General features: G+C 58.1%; 17 protein-coding genes. 6 read left to right on the forward strand and 11 right to left on the reverse strand.

Going from position 1 to position 17818, the window contains the following annotated elements; translation table 11 throughout:
* Positions 1-2: 2 nt before the first annotated feature.
* Positions 3-1469 carry a hypothetical protein gene (locus tag OK409_RS14115; RefSeq protein WP_033768423.1) on the reverse strand — a complete coding sequence of 489 codons (1467 nt, stop codon included), beginning with the start codon at positions 1467-1469 and terminating at the stop codon, positions 3-5.
* Between the two features lie 167 nt (positions 1470-1636).
* Between OK409_RS14115 and OK409_RS14120 the strand changes: the two genes are divergently transcribed.
* Positions 1637-3088 (forward strand): PLP-dependent aminotransferase family protein, encoded by a 1452-nt coding sequence (locus tag OK409_RS14120; RefSeq protein ID WP_010671605.1) that lies wholly within the window; start codon positions 1637-1639, stop codon positions 3086-3088.
* On the opposite strand, the gene OK409_RS14125 is transcribed toward OK409_RS14120, so the two are convergent.
* From OK409_RS14125 to OK409_RS14165, 9 genes are all read right to left on the reverse strand, one after another.
* The gene (locus OK409_RS14125) at positions 3085-4335 is read right to left on the reverse strand and encodes a valine--pyruvate transaminase (RefSeq protein WP_264367169.1); all 1251 of its coding nucleotides are present in this window, start codon (positions 4333-4335) and stop codon (positions 3085-3087) included. The genes OK409_RS14120 and OK409_RS14125 overlap by 4 nt on opposite strands.
* A gap of 81 nt (positions 4336-4416) precedes the next feature.
* The gene (gene ghrB / locus OK409_RS14130; protein WP_010258910.1) at positions 4417-5391 is read right to left on the reverse strand and encodes a glyoxylate/hydroxypyruvate reductase GhrB; all 975 of its coding nucleotides are present in this window, start codon (positions 5389-5391) and stop codon (positions 4417-4419) included.
* Between the two features lie 74 nt (positions 5392-5465).
* On the reverse strand, positions 5466-6746 hold the full coding sequence (locus OK409_RS14135) for an MFS transporter (RefSeq protein WP_022624800.1): 1281 nt from the start codon (positions 6744-6746) through the stop codon (positions 5466-5468).
* A 32-nt stretch (positions 6747-6778) separates the two neighbouring features.
* On the reverse strand, positions 6779-7744 hold the full coding sequence (locus tag OK409_RS14140; RefSeq protein WP_010671602.1) for a sugar kinase: 966 nt from the start codon (positions 7742-7744) through the stop codon (positions 6779-6781).
* A 9-nt stretch (positions 7745-7753) separates the two neighbouring features.
* On the reverse strand, positions 7754-8503 hold the full coding sequence (locus tag OK409_RS14145) for a sugar phosphate isomerase/epimerase (RefSeq protein WP_264367170.1): 750 nt from the start codon (positions 8501-8503) through the stop codon (positions 7754-7756).
* A 139-nt stretch (positions 8504-8642) separates the two neighbouring features.
* A complete protein-coding gene (locus tag OK409_RS14150) occupies positions 8643-9668 on the reverse strand; it encodes a LacI family DNA-binding transcriptional regulator (RefSeq protein ID WP_061703507.1) in 1026 nt (341 codons plus the stop codon).
* A gap of 65 nt (positions 9669-9733) precedes the next feature.
* On the reverse strand, positions 9734-10714 hold the full coding sequence (locus tag OK409_RS14155) for a LacI family DNA-binding transcriptional regulator (protein WP_061703506.1): 981 nt from the start codon (positions 10712-10714) through the stop codon (positions 9734-9736).
* Between the two features lie 135 nt (positions 10715-10849).
* Positions 10850-11512 carry an OmpA family lipoprotein gene (locus tag OK409_RS14160; RefSeq protein WP_010258904.1) on the reverse strand — a complete coding sequence of 221 codons (663 nt, stop codon included), beginning with the start codon at positions 11510-11512 and terminating at the stop codon, positions 10850-10852.
* Positions 11513-11622: 110 nt separating this feature from the next.
* A complete protein-coding gene (locus OK409_RS14165) occupies positions 11623-12189 on the reverse strand; it encodes a DNA-3-methyladenine glycosylase I (protein WP_264367171.1) in 567 nt (188 codons plus the stop codon).
* A 153-nt stretch (positions 12190-12342) separates the two neighbouring features.
* Here OK409_RS14165 and OK409_RS14170 point away from each other — a divergent pair, with 153 nt between their 5' ends.
* From OK409_RS14170 to OK409_RS14190, 5 genes are all read left to right on the forward strand, one after another.
* Entirely contained in the window at positions 12343-13029 is a 687-nt protein-coding gene (locus OK409_RS14170; protein ID WP_010258902.1) for an autotransporter, read from the forward strand.
* Positions 13030-13104: 75 nt separating this feature from the next.
* Positions 13105-13785, forward strand: a complete 681-nt coding sequence (locus tag OK409_RS14175) for a hypothetical protein (RefSeq protein ID WP_033785865.1) — start codon at positions 13105-13107, stop codon at positions 13783-13785.
* A gap of 111 nt (positions 13786-13896) precedes the next feature.
* A complete protein-coding gene (dnaT, locus tag OK409_RS14180) occupies positions 13897-14433 on the forward strand; it encodes a primosomal protein DnaT (protein WP_010258900.1) in 537 nt (178 codons plus the stop codon).
* Positions 14433-15173: a DNA replication protein DnaC gene (gene dnaC / locus OK409_RS14185; RefSeq protein ID WP_010258898.1), complete on the forward strand. Its 741-nt coding sequence runs from the start codon at positions 14433-14435 to the stop codon at positions 15171-15173. Before dnaT ends, dnaC begins: the two co-directional genes overlap by 1 nt.
* A gap of 209 nt (positions 15174-15382) precedes the next feature.
* On the forward strand, positions 15383-16516 hold the full coding sequence (locus OK409_RS14190; protein ID WP_022624794.1) for an ROK family transcriptional regulator: 1134 nt from the start codon (positions 15383-15385) through the stop codon (positions 16514-16516).
* Between the two features lie 58 nt (positions 16517-16574).
* Here the strand turns inward: OK409_RS14190 and xylR are convergent, their stop codons facing one another.
* Positions 16575-17753 carry a D-xylose utilization transcriptional activator XylR gene (gene xylR / locus OK409_RS14195; protein ID WP_163638502.1) on the reverse strand — a complete coding sequence of 393 codons (1179 nt, stop codon included), beginning with the start codon at positions 17751-17753 and terminating at the stop codon, positions 16575-16577.
* Between the last annotated feature and the right edge of the window lie 65 nt (positions 17754-17818).

Here is a 17818-nt window from a genome sequence, read left to right on the forward strand (position 1 = left end):
GGTTAACGCCCGGAAATGATTTCTGTCACGATGTCATTCAGTACACCGTTATTGACCTGAATCACCGCTTTGTGGGGATCAAAACGCAGCACGCGCGATAGCGGATCGGCGCTTTTGCCCTCCAGCAGCGAACTGACCGGCTTGCTCTGCCAGCAGTGCCGCATCTGCGTCAGCGTCATGCCGGAGAGCCGGGTTAACTGCTGTGCCAGCGCGCGATCTTCACTGCGTTGCTCAAGCAGATCGCGGATGGCCGCCTCATCCAGCGTAATCTGCTGCTGCATCAGCCAGTGTCCGAGCTGCTCTCCCTGCGCCAGGAACGGGGAGTAGATCATGCAGATCAGCTGATCTTCGCTGAGGTCAAACGCCTGTATGGCGAAGTCTGCCGCGCGCTGCCGCTGCCGCTGGATCGCGGCGTCATCCTGATAGCGTGCCGCCATCTCATCGATTAGCGCGGGCGGAAAATCTTTCTTCACCATCAGTCCCAGCGCAAAGCGCACATATTCGCGGATCCCTTCGGCATAGTGGCGCTGCAGCAGCGTTTCTGCCCGCAATCCGCGCAGGTGTGCCATCAGCGTCGGATTACCGCAGTCGGATTCGGAGAAGCTGAACATCAGCGCATCAAAACGGAAGCGCATAAATTCGCTGAGCAGTGCCCAGTGCGCGCCCGCTTCATAGGCGGTGTCCTGATAGATGTTGAAGAACAGTGGATTGCGCGCCAGCTGGTGGGTGATGCGGTGCGCAGGCGTCAGCTGATCGGCGCCATAAACATCGCTGAAGTAGCGCTCTGCCACACCATCCAGCGTCTGCAGAAACCCGCTGAAGCCCCGGGTTTTGTCCGCCACTGGCGCATCAAATAGCCGTGAGAGGTGCCGCGCCCAGGCGACATAGGCGGCCTGCTCCTGTGGCGAGTCGCCGGTAACAATCAGATCCACGCCACCGTTGTAGTCTGCCGCCAGGCCAAAGGAGTTCACCATGCTGAGATTACAGGCGTTGCAGAAGGTCGAGCGCGCGTCGGCGCGAAACCGGTGGCCATTCATCAGCACGTCATTGCGGTTCTGCTGCCGCACGCTCTCCGGCATCGGCAGGTCGCGGTCAAACGGCCGGATCAGCAGGCCATCCACCACCAGACACTCCACCCGCTCATCGTCATGCATCGCCAGCGACTGATAAACGCGGTGGATATTCTCCATTACGCTCTGATTCATCGCCGCATGGCGATTGGTGCTGATCCGCAGATGAAAGGTGCTGCCCTGCTGCTGCCAGATCAGTCCCTGAATGTAACGCACGTAAGCCACCATGTAGCTGCTATCTTTTCCCCCGCCATAGGCGAGCAGCACACGGTTATTCTCCAGCAGCTGCTGATCCGGCAACGCTGCCAGCAGGCGAAGAGAGCAGCGCTGAGCAGACTCAATGATGGCGGGTGACAGATACGCTTCCATCTCCTTCATCATGGCGGGCAGATTATTCATTTCTCACGTTTTCCTCAGGTGAACAGAATCACTTTATGGTCTGAAGCCCGGGGCTGACGGGGTTGCCGGGCCGTTTAGCGTTATGAATAATTAAGAGATGCAGCCTAAAGTACTTTGAATGTACTCTGTTGAATATGCACAGATCAGCGCGATATGGGGTGGAACAGATGGCCGATATTATCGGGGAACAGGAGAGTCAGAGCAGTCGTTACCGCCAGATCGCAGAACAGATCAAGCAGGCCATTCATGCCGGTTCGCTGGCACCTGACAGCCGTCTGCCGTCGGTGCGCACGCTGGCGACGCAGTACAATGTCAGCCTTACCACCGCCCTGAAGACACTGCGCACGCTGGAAGATGAGCGCTACGCCGTTGCCCGCCCCAAATCGGGCTTTTTTGTTGCCCCGCAGCGGCCCTCTTCCCGTCAGCTGCCCGCCGTCAGTGAACAGCCGCGCGCCATTGCGCCGCTTGATGAGCAGACAGAACTCCATCTGGCGATGCTTGGCTCAGACTGCCGGGTGCGTCTCGATCTGGCCAACGGTGACAGCGCACTCTATCCGGTCAAGCGCATCGGCCTGCTGATGCGTCAGATGGGCTACAGCAAACCGGCCCTGCTCGGGAATACGGTGAAGGGCACCGGCTATGCGCCGCTGAAAACAGAGATTGCCCGCCGGGCAGTGGGTTACGGCTGCAATATCAGCGCTGACGATATTCTGATCACCAACGGCTGCATTGAGGCGATCTCGCTGTCGCTGCGCGCCACGACCCAGCCGGGCGATGTGGTCGCCGTGGAATCACCCTGCTATTTCGTGCTGCTGCAGATGCTGCATAACCTCAATTTACGGGTGATTGAAGTGGAAGCCGGGCCGGAAGGGTATGTCGATGTCGCGAAGCTCACCGGGCTGTTTCAGCGCAAGGCGGTGCGGGTCTTTCTCACCCTGTGCAACGTCAACAATCCGCTGGGAAAAAGCATTCCCAACGAGCATAAGGCCTATATTGCGCGGCAGGCGGATGAAAACGACGTGGTGATTATTGAGGATGATATTTTTGGCGATACTGCCTTTGGTGAACGCCGCCCTTTCCCGATGCGCGCCTTCAGCCCCAACGCCATTCTCTGCAGCGGCTTCTCTAAAACCGTGGCGCCAGGCATTCGTATCGGCTGGGTTCACAGCGTCAACTACATGCGCAAAATCGCCTCACTGAAATATACCTCAACCATGGGCACCTCGGTGCTGTCGCAGGCGGCGGTGGCGGAGCTGCTGCGCAGCGGCGGCTATGATGCTCACCTGCGTAAGCTGCGGCGTGAGCTGGCACGACAAATCCGTGAAATGCGTCAGTCAGTGCTGCGGGAATTTCCGGCGGGGACCCGGGTGTCCGATCCGGAAGGAGGCTATGTGCTGTGGGTTGAGATGCCCCGACAGGCGCTGAACGTGCGCGAGCTGTTTCTGAAAGCGCGCAACGCGGGCATCGGCATTGCGCCGGGCCACATTTTTGCCACCGACCAGCGCTACGATCACTGTTTCCGGCTGAATGCCGGTTTTGGCTGGAATGCAGAGGTGGAACAGGCGATTCAGCAGCTGGCACAGTGGTGCCAGCTGTCGTTAACCGATTCGCAGGATTAGCTGTCGCGCCAGGCGTTCTCAACCTCTTCCGCCAGAATCTGCACCGCCCGCTCAATATTCTCTGCATCCGGCACGTAATTCATCCGCATACATTGATGGGTGTGCGGCCACGACTGTTCCAGTCCCGGGAAGAAGAAGTGGCCCGGCACCATTAGCACGCCGCGCGCTTTCAGCCGCTGATAAAGCAATTCGGTGGTGATCGGCAGATCGCGGAACCAGAGCCAGAGGAAAATCGCCCCTTCCGGCTTGTGGATCAGGCAGCGGTCTTCCGGCAGATAGCGCCGCAGGATCGCAATGGTCTGCTGCACCTTCTGCTGATAGAACGGCTTAATCACCTTTTCGGAGAGCCGCAACAGATCGCCGCGACGGATCATCTCATTGGCAATGGCCGGACCGATACTGCCGGGCGCCAGACTGATGATGCCGTTCATATTGCTCAGCGCGGTGATGGTCTTCTCGTCAGCGATAATGATGCCGCAACGCGCACCCGGCAGGCCGAGCTTCGACAGACTCATGCAGAGAATGATGTTGGGGTTCCACAGCGGGCGCACCTCGCTGAAGATGATGCCGGGGAACGGCACGCCATAGGCATTGTCGATCAGCAGCGGCACGTCATGCTGCTGTGCCAGCGCATCGAGCTGCATCAGTTCATCATCGGTGATCACGTTGCCGGTGGGGTTGGTCGGGCGCGATACGCAGATCAGCCCGACCTCTTCATTCATCGGCAGATGCTCAAAATCGACATGATATTTAAACTGGCCTTCCGGCAGCAGCTCAATGTTCGGCTTCGCCGACACAAACAGCCCCTCTTCCAGGCCGGCATCCGCATAGCCCAGATACTCAGGCGCCAGCGGGAACAGCACCCGCTTTTTGCTGCCATCGGCCCGACGACCGGCGAACAGATTGAACAGATAGAAGAAGGCGCTCTGGCTGCCGTTAGTCAGCGCAATGTTCTGTGCGGTGATGGGCCAGCCAAGCTGATCGCTCAGCAGCCCGGCCAGCGACGCCAGCAGCGTCGCTTTACCGCGCGGGCCATCGTAATTGCACAGCGCCTCGCTGAGTTTGCCTTCCTCATGCATCTGCTGCAGCAGTTGCTGAAAGTAGTCGTTCATGGCCGGGATCTGCGCCGGATTACCGCCGCCCAGCATGATGGTGCCGGGCGTTCGCAGGCCCGCGCCCATATCTTCCATCAGACGTGAGATGCCGGAATGTTGGGTAAATTTGTCGCCGAACTGAGAAAAAGACATAGCGGTTAAATATTTGTGATAGCGAATCGGGGGTCCACCATAACGCCCGCCATGGGCGGGCGCAATGGAAAGGCGAGGGGATTACTTCAGCGCCTGCGGGTTCACGCAGTTTTTCTCGACGCTTCCGCCGAGTGCAGCGAGGAGATTTTCTACCGCATCCTGCATCATGCCGTAGCGGGTTTCGTGGGTGGCAGAACCGATATGCGGCAGCGTCACCACATTGGGCAGCGACAGCAGCGGAGAGTCGGCAGAGACCGGCTCCTGCTCAAACACATCCAGCCCGGCGGCATGCAGTTTGCCCGCCTGCAACGCGGCGATCAGCGCATTCTCATCCACCACCGGCCCGCGACCGGCGTTGATCAGCACCGCATCCGGCTTCATCAGTTCAAGCTCGGCGGCACCGATCAGATGGTGCGTCTCTTCGGTCAGCGGCAAACTGATGCAGACGAAATCACTCTGCTTCAGCAGCGCCTCCAGCTCACAGCGCTGTGCGCCAAAGCGCGACTGCGCCTCTTCATGCTCGCGGCGGGCGTTGTAGAGGATTTTCATACCGAAGCCAAAGTGGGCGCGCTGCGCCAGCGCCATCCCGATACGTCCCATGCCGAGAATACCCAGCGTTTTATGGTGCACGTCGATGCCGAACTGTGCCGGACCGATGCTCTTCTGCCAGTTGCCCGCTTTGACCCAGGCATCCAGTTCCGGCACCCGACGCGCGGTGCTCAGTACCAGCGCCATCATGGTGTCCGCCACGGTTTCGGTCAGCACGGTCGGCGTGTGCATCAGCACCACGTGACGCTGATTCAGCGCATCCACATCAAAATTGTCATAGCCTACAGAGACGCTGGAGCAGACGCGCAGATTGGGCATCTTCGCCAGCAGCTCGCCATTCACTTTACCGCCCGATCCCAGCAGACCTTCTGCCTGCTGAAACGCCGCAGCATGTTCCTGCTGGCTTTCCGGCGAGAGATCGCTGATTTCCGTCACGTCACACTGTTCAGCCAGGCGAGCATAAAGATCGTCGGGCAGTTTTTTATAGAGAATTACAGCGGGTTTCATTCGGTGGCTCCCGGTCAATAAGTAGCGGGCGGCTTGCAGGCCGCCCGGAGAAATAGAGGCTAACGTTTACGCTTTCAGGCGGGTTTTGCACCCTGCAGCGGCGGCGCTTTGTTCTGCGCCGGTTTCACAATCAGCGTCAGCCACACCGAAACCAGCAGGGCCGATCCCATAAAGATGTAGGACGCGGACGGGCTGCCGGTGGCTCCATTAAGATAGCCGACAATCCATGAACCGATAAACGACCCCAGCGCACCCATACTGTTAATCAGCGCCATTGCGCCACCGGCGACATTGCGTGGCAGCATCTCAGGAATAATGGCGAAGAACGGCCCGTAAGGCGCATACATCGCGGCACCGGCAATCACTAACAGGGTGTAGGACATCCAGAAATTGTTCGATCCCACCAGATAAGAGCCCAGGAACGCCAGCGCGCCCACCAGCAGCAGCGGCCAGACGAACAGCTTACGGTTCTGGGTTTTATCCGACGCCCAGGAGACCACCACCATCGCAATGGTCGCCGCCAGATAAGGCACCGCAGAGAGCCAGCCCGCCTCTACCATACCCATCTGCGTGCCGTTACGCAGAATCGACGGCAGCCACAGCACAAAGCCATAGACGCCGATGCTCCAGGCAAAATATTGCAGGCAGAGAATGATCACGTTGCGGTTGCGGAACGCTTCGCTGTAGTTGCGCACCGCTTTAATATTTTCCTGCTCTTTCTGCAGTTCAGCCTGCAATGCCGCTTTCTCGGCATCGCTCATCCAGCGAGCCTGCGCCGGCTTATCCTGCACCAGGAACCACCATGCGATCGCCCAGACCACCGCCGGAATCCCTTCGAAGATAAACATCTCACGCCAGCCAAACGATTCGATCAGATAGCCTGACACGACCGACATCCACAACACCGTGACCGGATTACCCAGGATCAGGAAGGTGTTGGCGCGCGAACGTTCCGACCTGGTAAACCAGTTGCTGATGTAGATCAGCATCGCGGGCATCACCGCGGCTTCCACCACGCCCAGAATAAAGCGAATGGCCGCCAGCATCGGAATGTTGCTGACCACGCCGGTCAGTGAGGCACAGCCGCCCCACAGGATCAGGCACCAGAAGATCAGTTTCTTGACGCTGCGGCGTTCGGCGTAAATTGCACCCGGGATCTGGAAAAAGAAGTAACCCAGGAAGAACAGCGCACCCAGCAGCGAGGACATGCCTTTAGTGATGCCGAGATCGTCATTAATCCCGGCAGCAGAAGCGAAGCTAAAATTTGCACGATCGAGATACGCCAGGCTGTAGGTGATAAACACGATGGGCATGATGAACCACCAGCGTTTTGGCGCGATTGTCTGCTTTTTCATCGGGAACTCCTGTGACTGTAGAGGGGCGCGAACTACACGTCGCCCAGTTGCTGACGCGTCGGCAGACCTTCGCTGTCACCAATGACCTGAATCGCCATCGAACCAATTTTGTTGCCGCGACGAATCGCCTGCGGCAGCGACTGACCTTCCAGCAGGGCGCTGATGACGCCAACGGCAAAGCCGTCTCCGGCGCCTACGGTATCCACCACGTTGTCGACTTTTATCGCCTCAACCTGGCCCTGCTCGCCCTGCGCCGTTTTATACCAGGCACCGTCACAACCGGTTTTAATCACGACCGCTTTCACGCCCTTATCGAGATAGAAATCCGCGATCGCTTCTGGCTGACGATAGCCGGTCAGAATCAGCCCCTCTTTTTCGCCCGGCAGTACCCAGTCGGCATACTCCGCCAGCAGATTGAGCTGCTTACGCATCTCCTCTTCGCTGCGCCACAGCACCGGCCGCAGGTTAGGATCAAACGAGATAGTTTTACCGCGCGCACGCATCTCTTTGGCGGTGTGCTTCAGCAGCTCCAGCGAACTCTCTGACAGCGCCGCTGCCACACCGCTCAGGTGCAGATGTCGCGCCGAACCAAAATAGTCCGCGTCAAAATCGTCGACCGACAGATGGCTGGCCGCCGAGCCTTTACGAAAATATTCCACCAGTGGATCAGAGCCGTCATCGACTTTGGACTTGAGCTGAAAACCGGTGGGATAGCGCTTATCGACCGTCACCCGGGCGTGGTCGATACCCTCTTTTTCCAGCTGCTGGCAGATAAACCGGCCAAAAGCGTCATCGCCAATACGACTGACCCAGCCCACTTTCAGGCCAAGACGAGCCAGGCCGGTCGCCACATTGAGTTCAGCGCCCGCCGCGCGTTTAACAAAGGTCTCTGCTGCGGCCAGGTCGCCGGTTTCACGGGCGATGAACATCGCCATCGCTTCACCGATAGTGACAACATCAAGCGGACCGTTGTGATGCATAGTGTGATGCGTGGTCATCTTCACTCCTTACACGTTACGCAGCAGCGACACGTAGTGGCGTGTCACCGCAGTCAGATCGTCGCCTTCCAGCGGAAATTCAATACCGCGCGGTGCCTGTGCGGGCAACTGTTGCAGCAGTGTGCGCCAGTGGTCATCAGCCTCATCCAGCGCAATCGCGCGGTAGCTATCCTGGTGCGCCACGGCGGCTTTGACATGCACATAGCCCACCTGCGCAGCCAGCTGCTGCGCCGCCTGATCGGCATCCTCACCGGTCCAGCACCAGTTACCCATATCAAAGGTCATGCTGATCGGCAGATCCGCTTCCCTGACCGCCGTGAAAAAGGCGACTGACGGAGCCAGTCGGCCATGCTCAGTCTGGTCGTTTTCTACCGTCAGCTGAAACGGCAGATCCGCCAGCAGCGCCTGCAACGCTTCGCGAGGCAGCGGACCGGTGAACTCTCCCAGCGCCACTTTCAGCCGCTGAGCGTTTAACTGGCGTGCTTCTTCAACGTAGTGGGTTATACGGGGATTGATTTCGCCGCCGTCACAAAACAGCGTATCGGGCACCGAATAGCTGCTGTGCAGCTGATGCTGCGCCACCGCCCGGGCCAGTGCCGGCAGATCGGCCAGTGCCGCGTCATCAAGCAGTTCGCGGCGGATTTCGACCCCGTCTGCGCCCGCCTGCTGGATAATCGGCAGCAGCGCACGCTGACCGCCGAGAGCGGCGATCTGTGCGTGGCCATATGCGGCGGTCACCACGATGATGTCAGGTTTCATGTTCTACTCCATGGCAGGGTTCTGCCCATAACGAATACAAAAACCCTAAATGGAACCGGTTCCAAAGCAAAGCAGCAAACTGTGAAATTATGATCGTGCTCACGAAGCGAGCACGTAAACGGAAGGTTAAATCTGAAATTCAGTTAAGAGGCTGGCTGGAGCCGCGAACGATAAGTTCGCCAGAAAAGACCTGCTCGGCAACCGGCAATCCGCTGCCTTCGATGCGCGCAATCAGCCGTTCCAGCGCACTGTAGCCAATCTGCCAGGTGGGCTGTTTCAGCGTGGTGATACCGACACCGGCCAGCGCCGCCCACTCCAGTTCGTCAAAACCGAGCAGGCCGATATCGCGGCCCCAGTGCAGATTGAGTCGCTGTAGCGATCGCGCTACCTGCAGGGTCAGCGCCCCGTTGGCGACCATCACTGCGCAACGTTTGCCGGTGTGACGCTGATGAAAGGCCAGCAGCGCCTGATCCAGCGCGGCGGGCTGATGCAGCGCCACTTCCGTATTCTCATGCTCAACCTGCGGATGCTCTGCCAGTAGCTGGCGGAAGGCCTGCAGGCGCTCACGGCGCGTGTTGACGCTGCCCAGCGGCTCGCTAAGAAACAGCAGCGCATCATAGCCATTGTCGACCAGATGCCGCGTTGCCGTTTCAGCTGCCTCGGCGTTATTCAGGCCCACCACATCGCAGGGAAAATCGGGGATTTTACGGTCAATCAGCACCATCGGCAGCAGGGATTGTTGCAGATGGTTCAGCACCTCTTCGCGCATCCCGACTGCGTTTACCACAATGCCCTCAACCTGATAGCTGCTCAGCAATTGCAGATAGTGCTGCTCCAGATCCACTTCGTTATTGGTGTTACACATCAGCAGCGTGAAGCCCTGCTCGCGGCAGGCAGCTTCAATACCGCTCATGACATCAACAGAATAGGGATTGGTGATATCGGCGATAATCAGCCCGATCAGGCGGGTACGTCCGCGCTTCAGGCCGCGCGCCATCTGACTCGGGCGATAGCTGAGATCAGCAATAGCCTGTTCGATCCGCGCTTTCAGACCGGCAGAGAGCAGATGCAGTTCACCATTGAGATAGCGTGAAACGCTGGTTTTACCGGTTCGTGCCGCGTGAGCAACATCGCTGATGGTGGCGCGAGGCGGCCTGATTTTCATGAGATATCCTGCGTAATAAGAAACCCGGCAGAGACTAGCACAAGCAAAGCCCGGCGCAAAAAGCGCTACGCCGGTAATTGCAGCCAGGGTTGCCACAGGGTCTGTAACGTTTCCGGCGGTGCGCCATCAATCAGCCGGATGACCATTTCAGCCACCTGTTCACCGGCCTGATGCGGCGTCGCCTGGCGAATGGCGACAATGGGATGATCGAGAATCGCATCTCGCGGCAATCCTTCCCAGCCCGCCAGCAGAATGGCACCCTCGCCCGCTGCACGCCCCGCCAGTTGCAGCGCCAGAGCCGCGCCTTCAGCCAGCGCAGCGCAGTCGGTGATGATCACTTCCGGTACTGGCCCCTCTGCCAGCCACTCCCGGGTTTGCTGATAGCCGGCGCGACGCGACGGTGCCACCGCCGCCATCGCGTAAGGCGTAACTTCCCCCAGCGCCGTCAGATAACCCTGACGCCGGTCACGCACCCGCGTACTGTTTTCATTGCTGCCAAGCCAGGCTATCCGCTGCCGTCCCTGCGCCAGCGACCAGCCCACCGCCAGCTGTGAACCGGCAAGGTGATCAACATCAAACCACGCATAGGTCGATGGCAGATCGCTGCGGCCCAGCGCCAGAAAACGAAAATTGGTCTGGAGCAGAGCATGAAGCCGACTGTCTTCTGGCGTGGTGTGGCCGACGATCAGGGCATCAACGGCGCCACTGCGCAGCAGGCGTGTCAGCGTCGCCTGACTTTGCTGCTTATCCGCCAGCAACAGCAGGTTAATGTCATAACGGGCAAGGTGATGCTCCAGCGCCAGCAGCATGTCGCTGAAGTCGCTGCCATTCAGGGGAGAGGCACCGATCGGGTAGACGAACCCCACCGCGTTAGCACGGCCGGTTTTCAGACGCCGGGCCGCCGCATTAGGCCGGTAGCCACGCCGCTGCGCTTCCTCTTCGATGCGTTTACGCGTCTCCTGAGCGACATCCTGATAACCATTGAGGGCGCGGCTGACGGTCGTTACGGAAAGACCTAAAACCGCAGCGATGGCTTTAAGAGACATGGGAAGGCGTCCATTGATCAATTTTTGATCAGACTACCATAAAGCCTCTGCTGGCTCTATTCGCAGAAACATTACTGATACTTTTAACGCGATGCTTTACAGAAAAAAGGCGCCCCCGGGCGGGGGCGACCGCGTTTATCCCAGCGGGCTGAGCGTGATCTCAACACGACGATTTTGCGCTTTGCCTGCTTCGGTGCTGTTGCTGGCAACCGGGTTATCCGGGCCTGCACCTTGGGTGCGCAGGCGATCGCTGGCAACACCCTGCACGATCAACGCGCTGGCGACGCTTTCAGCACGCTGCTGTGACAGACGCATGTTCAGCGCGCGGGTGCCGGTGCTGTCGGTATAACCCACTACGTTTACCGCGGTTTTCGGATACTCTTTCAGCACCATTGAAACACCTGTCAGGGTGTTCGCGCCGGCAGGTTTCAGATTGCTGCTGCTGGAGTCGAAGGTGACATTGTTTGGCATATTCAGGACGATGTTATCGCCATTACGGGTCACGCTGACGCCCGTTCCGCGCATCTTGTCGCGCAGTTTCGCTTCCTGCACATCCATGTAGTAACCCACGCCACCGCCCAGTGCGGCTCCGCCAGCAGCACCAATCAGCGCACCTTTACGGCGATCTTTCTTCGACGAGGAGAGTACACCGACACCGGCACCCACTAACGCACCCAGGCCTGCGCCCACACCTGACTTACCCGCCTGAGATTCGCCGGTGTAAGGATTGGTGGTACAACCTGGCAGGGCCAGACTGCCGCTTAATAACAAGGTGATGGCGATTAATTTCTTCTGCATTTTTGTTCCCTTACATTCGACACACAGGGGAAAACCTTTCCCATAAGTGGCACGATTATGCCGCCTGGTGGCCGGGAATGTAGTGAGGAAAAATCCTGATTTAGCGGGAATTACGCCTTTTGGTTGTCAGGATGGCAAAAACAGTTGCTCTGATGATCGTTTATCAGCCCGCAGGCCTGCATAAAGGAGTAGCAGATTGTGGGGCCGATGAATTTGAAACCACGCTGCTTTAGCGCCTTCGAGAGCGCAATAGCCTGCTCTGAGGTGGTGGGAGCCTGACTATAGTCAGGATAATGGTGGACGATTTGCGCGTTATCGACAAATTGCCAGACGAAGTGGCTGAAATCCTCGCCTTGCGCTTCCATCTGGAGATAAGCACGAGCGTTGGCGATAATCGCCGCGATTTTACCGGCGTGGCGGATAATGCCGCTGTTGAGCATCAGCGTGTTGATCTCTGCCGCATCTATCTGTGCAATCGCCTGCGGATCAAACTGGTGAAACGCCACCCGATAGTTTTCGCGCTTTTTCAGCACGGTAATCCAGGATAACCCCGCCTGCTGTCCTTCCAGACAGAGCATCTCAAACAGCGCACGCTTGTCTCTCTGTGCCACACCCCACTCCCTGTCGTGATAAGCCAGATAGAGGGGATCCTGCGTTACCCAACCACATCGTTGCATCGCTTTGTTCCTTTATAACAAGAATATTTTAGCGGTCCGCTTGATCTTAGAATTAATCGGTTGATAGTTAAACGATCACCGGTTAAATAACAGAGACGGGCCGAAATTTAATTTAAACGCCGGATAATAACTTCAGCCTTGCCTGGAGAAGCGATGTTGCCGAGAAGCGGTTGGAAAGGTCTGCGGATCTGCTGTGCTGTATGGCTGTTAATCTTAACGCAACCGACTTTTGCGCGCGGCGGCATCTCTGCGCCTCAACATCCCGACTTTCTGCCCGACTACGATACGATTCTGGCGGAGAAGATCGCCCTGACGCCACTCGCCTTCAGCGATGAGAGCCGCGCCCTGTTTGAAGCCGCCATCAACTCTCCCACCGCGTCACCCATCGCCGTCCACAGTGAAACCGGCAGCGTAGGCACCACCCCGCTGGGAAAACGCTATCGGGCTGGGGTTGACCTGCCCATTGCCCCGTCATTTACCACCGGGCCGGTGGCGCAGTATGCCGTTGATCCGCAGCAGATGAACTGTCTGCAATGTGACTACAGCGATCAACAGAGTCGTGAGCAGAGCGCCAGCGTCGGCTGGCGCATCGATTCACAGCAGGGATGGATATCGCCCTGGGCGCAGCTGAGTTATCACTATCTGCTGGCAGACACGCCGCAGAATCCCCGGCGTGAGGCGACGAACGGCACCGATCAGTCCGAAGGCATCGATCTGAGCATCGGTGCACAAGTGCCTCTGAACGATAATCTGGCGGCTTTCGCCGCGTTTTCACAAAGCGAAGCGCTGAATAACCAGGAGCAGCAACTTTATACCTTTGGCTTCAGCGCCAGCTTCTGACCGGGGCATGAAAAGAGAAAGGGAATCGGGCGTTTAAAATATAATGAGTCCGCTAATCATTATACTGGTAACACTATGCGCAACGATTTGACAATTATTGGCCGTGAAATGACGGTCTTCATACTGGCAGCACTCTTTCTCGCTCTGATGATATTGCCCATCTATATTGATGTGGCCTGGATGAATGATGCGCTGCACGAAACTTCTTTTACTGAAACCACCCAGGAAATCATGCTGGCGGTGATTGCCGCCCTGTTCTTTATTGCGGCCCAGCGCCGTCCGGCTCAGCGCGGCGCGCTGACCTTAGTGGCGGGCTTCTATAGCTGTATGCTGATCCGTGAGCTCGACTTTGTGTTTGATACCATCCAGCATGGCAGCTGGATCTGGTTCGCCCTGGCGGTGACGGCCGGTTGTCTGGCCGTCGCGCTGCGAACGCCGAAAAAAACCCTGCACGCGCTGGCCAGGCTGCTGCAACACCGCAGCTGGCCGGTGATGGCCTCCGGCTTTTTAGTGGTGCTGGTCTTTTCACGACTGTTTGGTATTCATGCGTTGTGGCAGCACCTGATGCTGGGGGATTACAACCGCGTGGTGAAAAACATGGCCGAAGAGGGCACCGAACTGCTGGGTTACGGCCTGTGCTGGCTGGCCTCGGTTCGCTATCTATGGCAGACCCGTCCGGCCGCCGCGGCTGTCAGCGTGCACGCCACCGAATCTGCACCGGCCCGTCACGCCACTTCTCCGGTCACCTCGCACTGATCCGCACTCTTGCTTTTTAAGCGATCCGCATCATTAAAAAAGGTACAATAAACACTTCTGCGTCGGCGACGGGTTCCCGGCGCAAGGTGTTCGTTAACCTCAGGTCTTTTCATGTCAGCTAAAATCTTAACTTCAACGCTCATTGGCCTGGATGCCTTCCGACAGGATCCGCTGACTGCCCTGCAGCAGGCGGAAAAGGGCACGCTGGCGGTGTTAGATAATTATGCGCCGGTGATGTACGCCATCACACCTAAGCGTCTGGCTGAGCTGCTGGCGCTGGAAGCCGCCGCCCGGCAGCCGAATGATGTGGCGCTGGATGACAGCCTGTATGACGATTCTCCCGCCGCGATCCATACGCCGGCTGGTAAGTTCGCCATGTATCAGGGCTGGCAGCCGGATGCCGACTTTACGCGCCAGGCCGCGATCTGGGGTGTGTCGCTGGGCGAACCAGTGACCCCCAGCGAGCTGGCAGCCTTTGTGGCTTACTGGCAGGCGGAAGGCCGGATGTTCCATCATGTACAGTGGCAACAGAAACTGGCACGCAGCATTCAGATGAACCGTGCCGCAAACGGCGGGCAACCGAAGCGTGATATCACGCAGTTGCCCGATCCTGACCGTACCATTCCCGATGGTTTCCGAGGTGAATGATGAAAACGCCAAACGATCTCTTTAACCGTCTGAAAAAAATGATGCCCGCAGGCACCCGTCCTAAATTTGCTAATGGCGAAGAGCTACTGGCGTGGAATCAGGAGCAGGGTCGCCTGCGATCAGAGGCGATTGTGCGTGAGAATCGCGCAATGAAAATGCAGCGCGTAATGGGCCGTTCCGGCATTCGCGAGCTGCATATGAACTGCTCATTTGATAATTACCGGGTAGAGAATGAGGGACAGCGCAAGGCGCTGGAACTGGCGCGTCAGTATGCCGCTGAATTTGATGGCAGCATCGCCAGTTTTGTCTTTTCAGGCCGTCCCGGCACCGGTAAAAACCATCTGGCCGCCGCGATTGGCAACGACCTGATCCTGCGCGGTAAAAGCGTGCTGATCGTGACGGTTGCTGATTTGATGTCGAGCATGAAGGGCACCTTCAGCGGCAGCAGCGGCATTACCGAAGAGCGGCTGATTCAGGATCTCAGCAGTGTTGATCTGCTGGTGATTGATGAGATCGGTATGCAGAGCGAATCGCGCTACGAAAAAGTGATTATCAACCAGATTGTCGATCGCCGATCCTCCTCGAAACGCCCGACCGGCATGTTATCCAACCTCGACCATGCGGGCATGAATACGCTGCTGGGCGAACGTGTCATGGACCGTATGCGCCTCGGCAACAGCCTGTGGGTGCGCTTCGACTGGGAAAGCTATCGCAGTCGGGTACGCGGCGACGAATATTAAACAGTGACCCGGCAGCGCTGAGTCAGGATCATTCCGACGTTCGGCCACTGGTGCAGCAGAAAACCCGGCATTAATCCCACGATCTGATCGCGGTCACGATCTTAGCCACAGGCGATCGGGTTGTGTGAAACCGCCCGCAAAAGTGTGGGATGTGGAATACGTATGGGCTGATACACTCAATTCTTACTCCTCTGTTGAGTGAACCCGTAATGAAAACGAACGGCAAAGGCCCGGCACTACTGCGACTGAATAACCAGAAACGGGTGATGACTCAGCTGCGTAAGCTGCGCGTGACGTCGCGTCAGGATCTGGCGGAGGCGCTGACACTCAGCAAAAACACCGTCTCCTTAATCATTGATGACCTGCTGGAGCAGGGCCTGATAGAGGAGCTGGGGCCGGTCAGCGTCGCTTCCGCCGGACGGCCTAAAATCGGGATTACCCTGCGGCCGGAAAAACTCAAGAGCGCAGGCATCATGGTGGAACGCAACGTTATCCACTGGCGGGTCTGCGACTATTTTTCACAGGTGCTGGCTGAAAAGACGCTGCGCACCGATACCAGTAACCCGACCCGACTGCTGGCTGAGCTGGCGATGCTGTGCCGGGAACTGATGAAAAGCTATCCTGATTTGCTCGGCATTGGCCTGGGTTTTCCCGGTATCGTCGATCCCCGGCGCGGCTGGATGCATATTTCATTGCCCCTCGAATGGCAGGATGTTGACCTGCTGGGCGCGCTGAGTAAGCACGTCAGTCTCCCCATCCGCATTATGAATAATGTCAAAGCCGCTGCGCTGCTGGCGGTACAGCTGCGTGGATTATCAGTGGAGAGCGGTCACTTTTATCTGCGTATTTCCGAGGGAATTGGCGGTGCACTGGTACAGCATGGCGAAGTATTTACCGGGCACAGCTGGACGGCGGGCGAGGCGGGACATCTGGTTGTCCAGCCCGACGGCCCGCGTTGCAGCTGTGGCCGCCGCGGTTGCCTGGAAGCGCTGGTCAGCCAGCCTGCGGTTAAACAGCAGCTGGCGCAGCGTCAGCCTGGCCTGAGCTGGCAGAACCGCGACAGCGCGCCACGGGTGGTGGATGAGGTGATGGCGCAGGCGGGTGGCTATCTGGGTGCGGCGCTGAGTCAGATTATGCTGCTGCTCAATCCCGCCACCATCATCATTGATTGTCCGTGGAACGCCAGTGAAGTCTTCTGCAAGGCGGTGCGCACTACCGCACACGGCAACGCGCTGGCCTTTACCGCCGCACATACCCTGCTGCACTTTCCTGAGCAGCGGATCGATCCGGCCAACGGGCTGGCGCTGGCGGTGCTGGAGCAGAGTGAGCAGCGGATGATCTAGTGGCTCAAGCCGCCCTGATTCATCCGGTATCCATCCACCTCAGACTGAACGCTTCCTGCTACAACACATTCTCCCCAAAATGCTGGCGATACTCTTTCGGCGTGGTGTCGTAGCTTTTGCGGAAGACCGAATAGAAGTATTGCAGCGAAGGATAGCCGCACATCTGCGAGATCTCGTTGATGTTGAGCGATGAAGAGGCCAGCAGTTCGCGCGCTTTTTCCAGTTTTTCACGGTGGATCATCGCATGGAGGGTGTCGCCGGTCTCATCCCGAAAGCGTTTTTCCAGATTAGAGCGCGATAGCCCGACTGCATCCAGCACCTGCTCCACTTTGATCCCCTTACAGGCGTTGAAGCGGATGTAGTGCATCGCCTGAATCACCGCCGGATCGCGCAGCGAGCGGAAGTCGGTAGAGCGCCGGGCGATGACTTTCACCGGCGGCACCAGGATGCGCTGAAGCGGTAAGGGTTGCTTATCCAGTAGCCGATGCAGCAGTTTGGCCGCCTGATAGCCCATCTGCCGTGAGCCCTGCGCCACGGACGAGAGCGCCACGCGTGACAGATAGCGGGTCAGCTCCTCATTATCAATCCCGATCACCGTAAGCTTCTCCGGCACCGGTATTTTCAGGTGTTCGCACGCCTGCAGCAGGTGTCGCGCCCGTGAATCCGTGACGGCGATAATGCCGGTTTGCGGCGGCAGTGTCTGCAGCCAGTCGGCGAGACGGTTCTGGGCGTGCTGCCAGTTTTCCGGCGCGGTTTCCATGCCCTGATAGACCACGCCCTGATAGCGTTCACGTCCCACCAACTGGCGAAACGCCTGTTCACGCTCCTGTGCCCAGCGCTTGCCGCTGGAGGCCGGTAAACCATAAAAGGCAAAGCGATTAATGCCCTTCTCTTTCAGATGCAGAAAGGCTTTCTCCACCAGCGCGGCGTTGTCAGTCGCGATGTAGTGCACCGGCGGATAATCCTCCTGCCGGTGGTAAGAGCCGCCAACGCCGACAATCGGCACGGAGACATTCGACAGCAGGGTTTCGATGGAGCGATCGTCGTAATCGGCGATCACCCCATCGCCCAGCCACTCCCGGATGTTGTCGATGCGGCAGCGGAAATCTTCTTCGATGAAGATATCCCAGTCAGTCTGCGACGCCTGCAGATACTCACCGACGCCCTCCACAACCTGACGGTCATACACTTTGTTGGCATTAAACAGCAGGGTAATGCGATAGCGTTTATCATGCATGATGGCGCGTTCCCTTAAATCCTCAGCGCATTGCATAACACGGCTGGAAGGGGCAAAAAAATTGT

Source organism: Pantoea sp. RG18, assembly GCF_025910075.1.
In the GTDB taxonomy this organism is placed as follows: domain Bacteria; phylum Pseudomonadota; class Gammaproteobacteria; order Enterobacterales; family Enterobacteriaceae; genus Pantoea; species Pantoea agglomerans.

Bases quoted from the DNA above. Each gene is read 5' to 3' on its own strand.
- OK409_RS14120 (WP_010671605.1), top strand. From the start codon at position 1,637: ATGGCCGATATTATCGGGGAACAGGAGAGTCAGAGCAGTCGTTACCGC.
- OK409_RS14135 (WP_022624800.1), bottom strand. From the start codon at position 6,746: ATGAAAAAGCAGACAATCGCGCCAAAACGCTGGTGGTTCATCATGCCC.
- OK409_RS14125 (WP_264367169.1), bottom strand. From the start codon at position 4,335: ATGTCTTTTTCTCAGTTCGGCGACAAATTTACCCAACATTCCGGCATC.
- ghrB (WP_010258910.1), bottom strand. From the start codon at position 5,391: ATGAAACCCGCTGTAATTCTCTATAAAAAACTGCCCGACGATCTTTAT.
- OK409_RS14190 (WP_022624794.1), top strand. From the start codon at position 15,383: ATGAAAACGAACGGCAAAGGCCCGGCACTACTGCGACTGAATAACCAG.
- OK409_RS14140 (WP_010671602.1), bottom strand. From the start codon at position 7,744: ATGACCACGCATCACACTATGCATCACAACGGTCCGCTTGATGTTGTC.
- OK409_RS14170 (WP_010258902.1), top strand. From the start codon at position 12,343: ATGTTGCCGAGAAGCGGTTGGAAAGGTCTGCGGATCTGCTGTGCTGTA.
- dnaC (WP_010258898.1), top strand. From the start codon at position 14,433: ATGAAAACGCCAAACGATCTCTTTAACCGTCTGAAAAAAATGATGCCC.
- OK409_RS14160 (WP_010258904.1), bottom strand. From the start codon at position 11,512: ATGCAGAAGAAATTAATCGCCATCACCTTGTTATTAAGCGGCAGTCTG.
- OK409_RS14155 (WP_061703506.1), bottom strand. From the start codon at position 10,714: ATGTCTCTTAAAGCCATCGCTGCGGTTTTAGGTCTTTCCGTAACGACC.
- xylR (WP_163638502.1), bottom strand. From the start codon at position 17,753: ATGCATGATAAACGCTATCGCATTACCCTGCTGTTTAATGCCAACAAA.
- OK409_RS14165 (WP_264367171.1), bottom strand. From the start codon at position 12,189: ATGCAACGATGTGGTTGGGTAACGCAGGATCCCCTCTATCTGGCTTAT.
- dnaT (WP_010258900.1), top strand. From the start codon at position 13,897: ATGTCAGCTAAAATCTTAACTTCAACGCTCATTGGCCTGGATGCCTTC.
- OK409_RS14150 (WP_061703507.1), bottom strand. From the start codon at position 9,668: ATGAAAATCAGGCCGCCTCGCGCCACCATCAGCGATGTTGCTCACGCG.
- OK409_RS14145 (WP_264367170.1), bottom strand. From the start codon at position 8,503: ATGAAACCTGACATCATCGTGGTGACCGCCGCATATGGCCACGCACAG.
- OK409_RS14175 (WP_033785865.1), top strand. From the start codon at position 13,105: ATGCGCAACGATTTGACAATTATTGGCCGTGAAATGACGGTCTTCATA.
- OK409_RS14115 (WP_033768423.1), bottom strand. From the start codon at position 1,469: ATGAATAATCTGCCCGCCATGATGAAGGAGATGGAAGCGTATCTGTCA.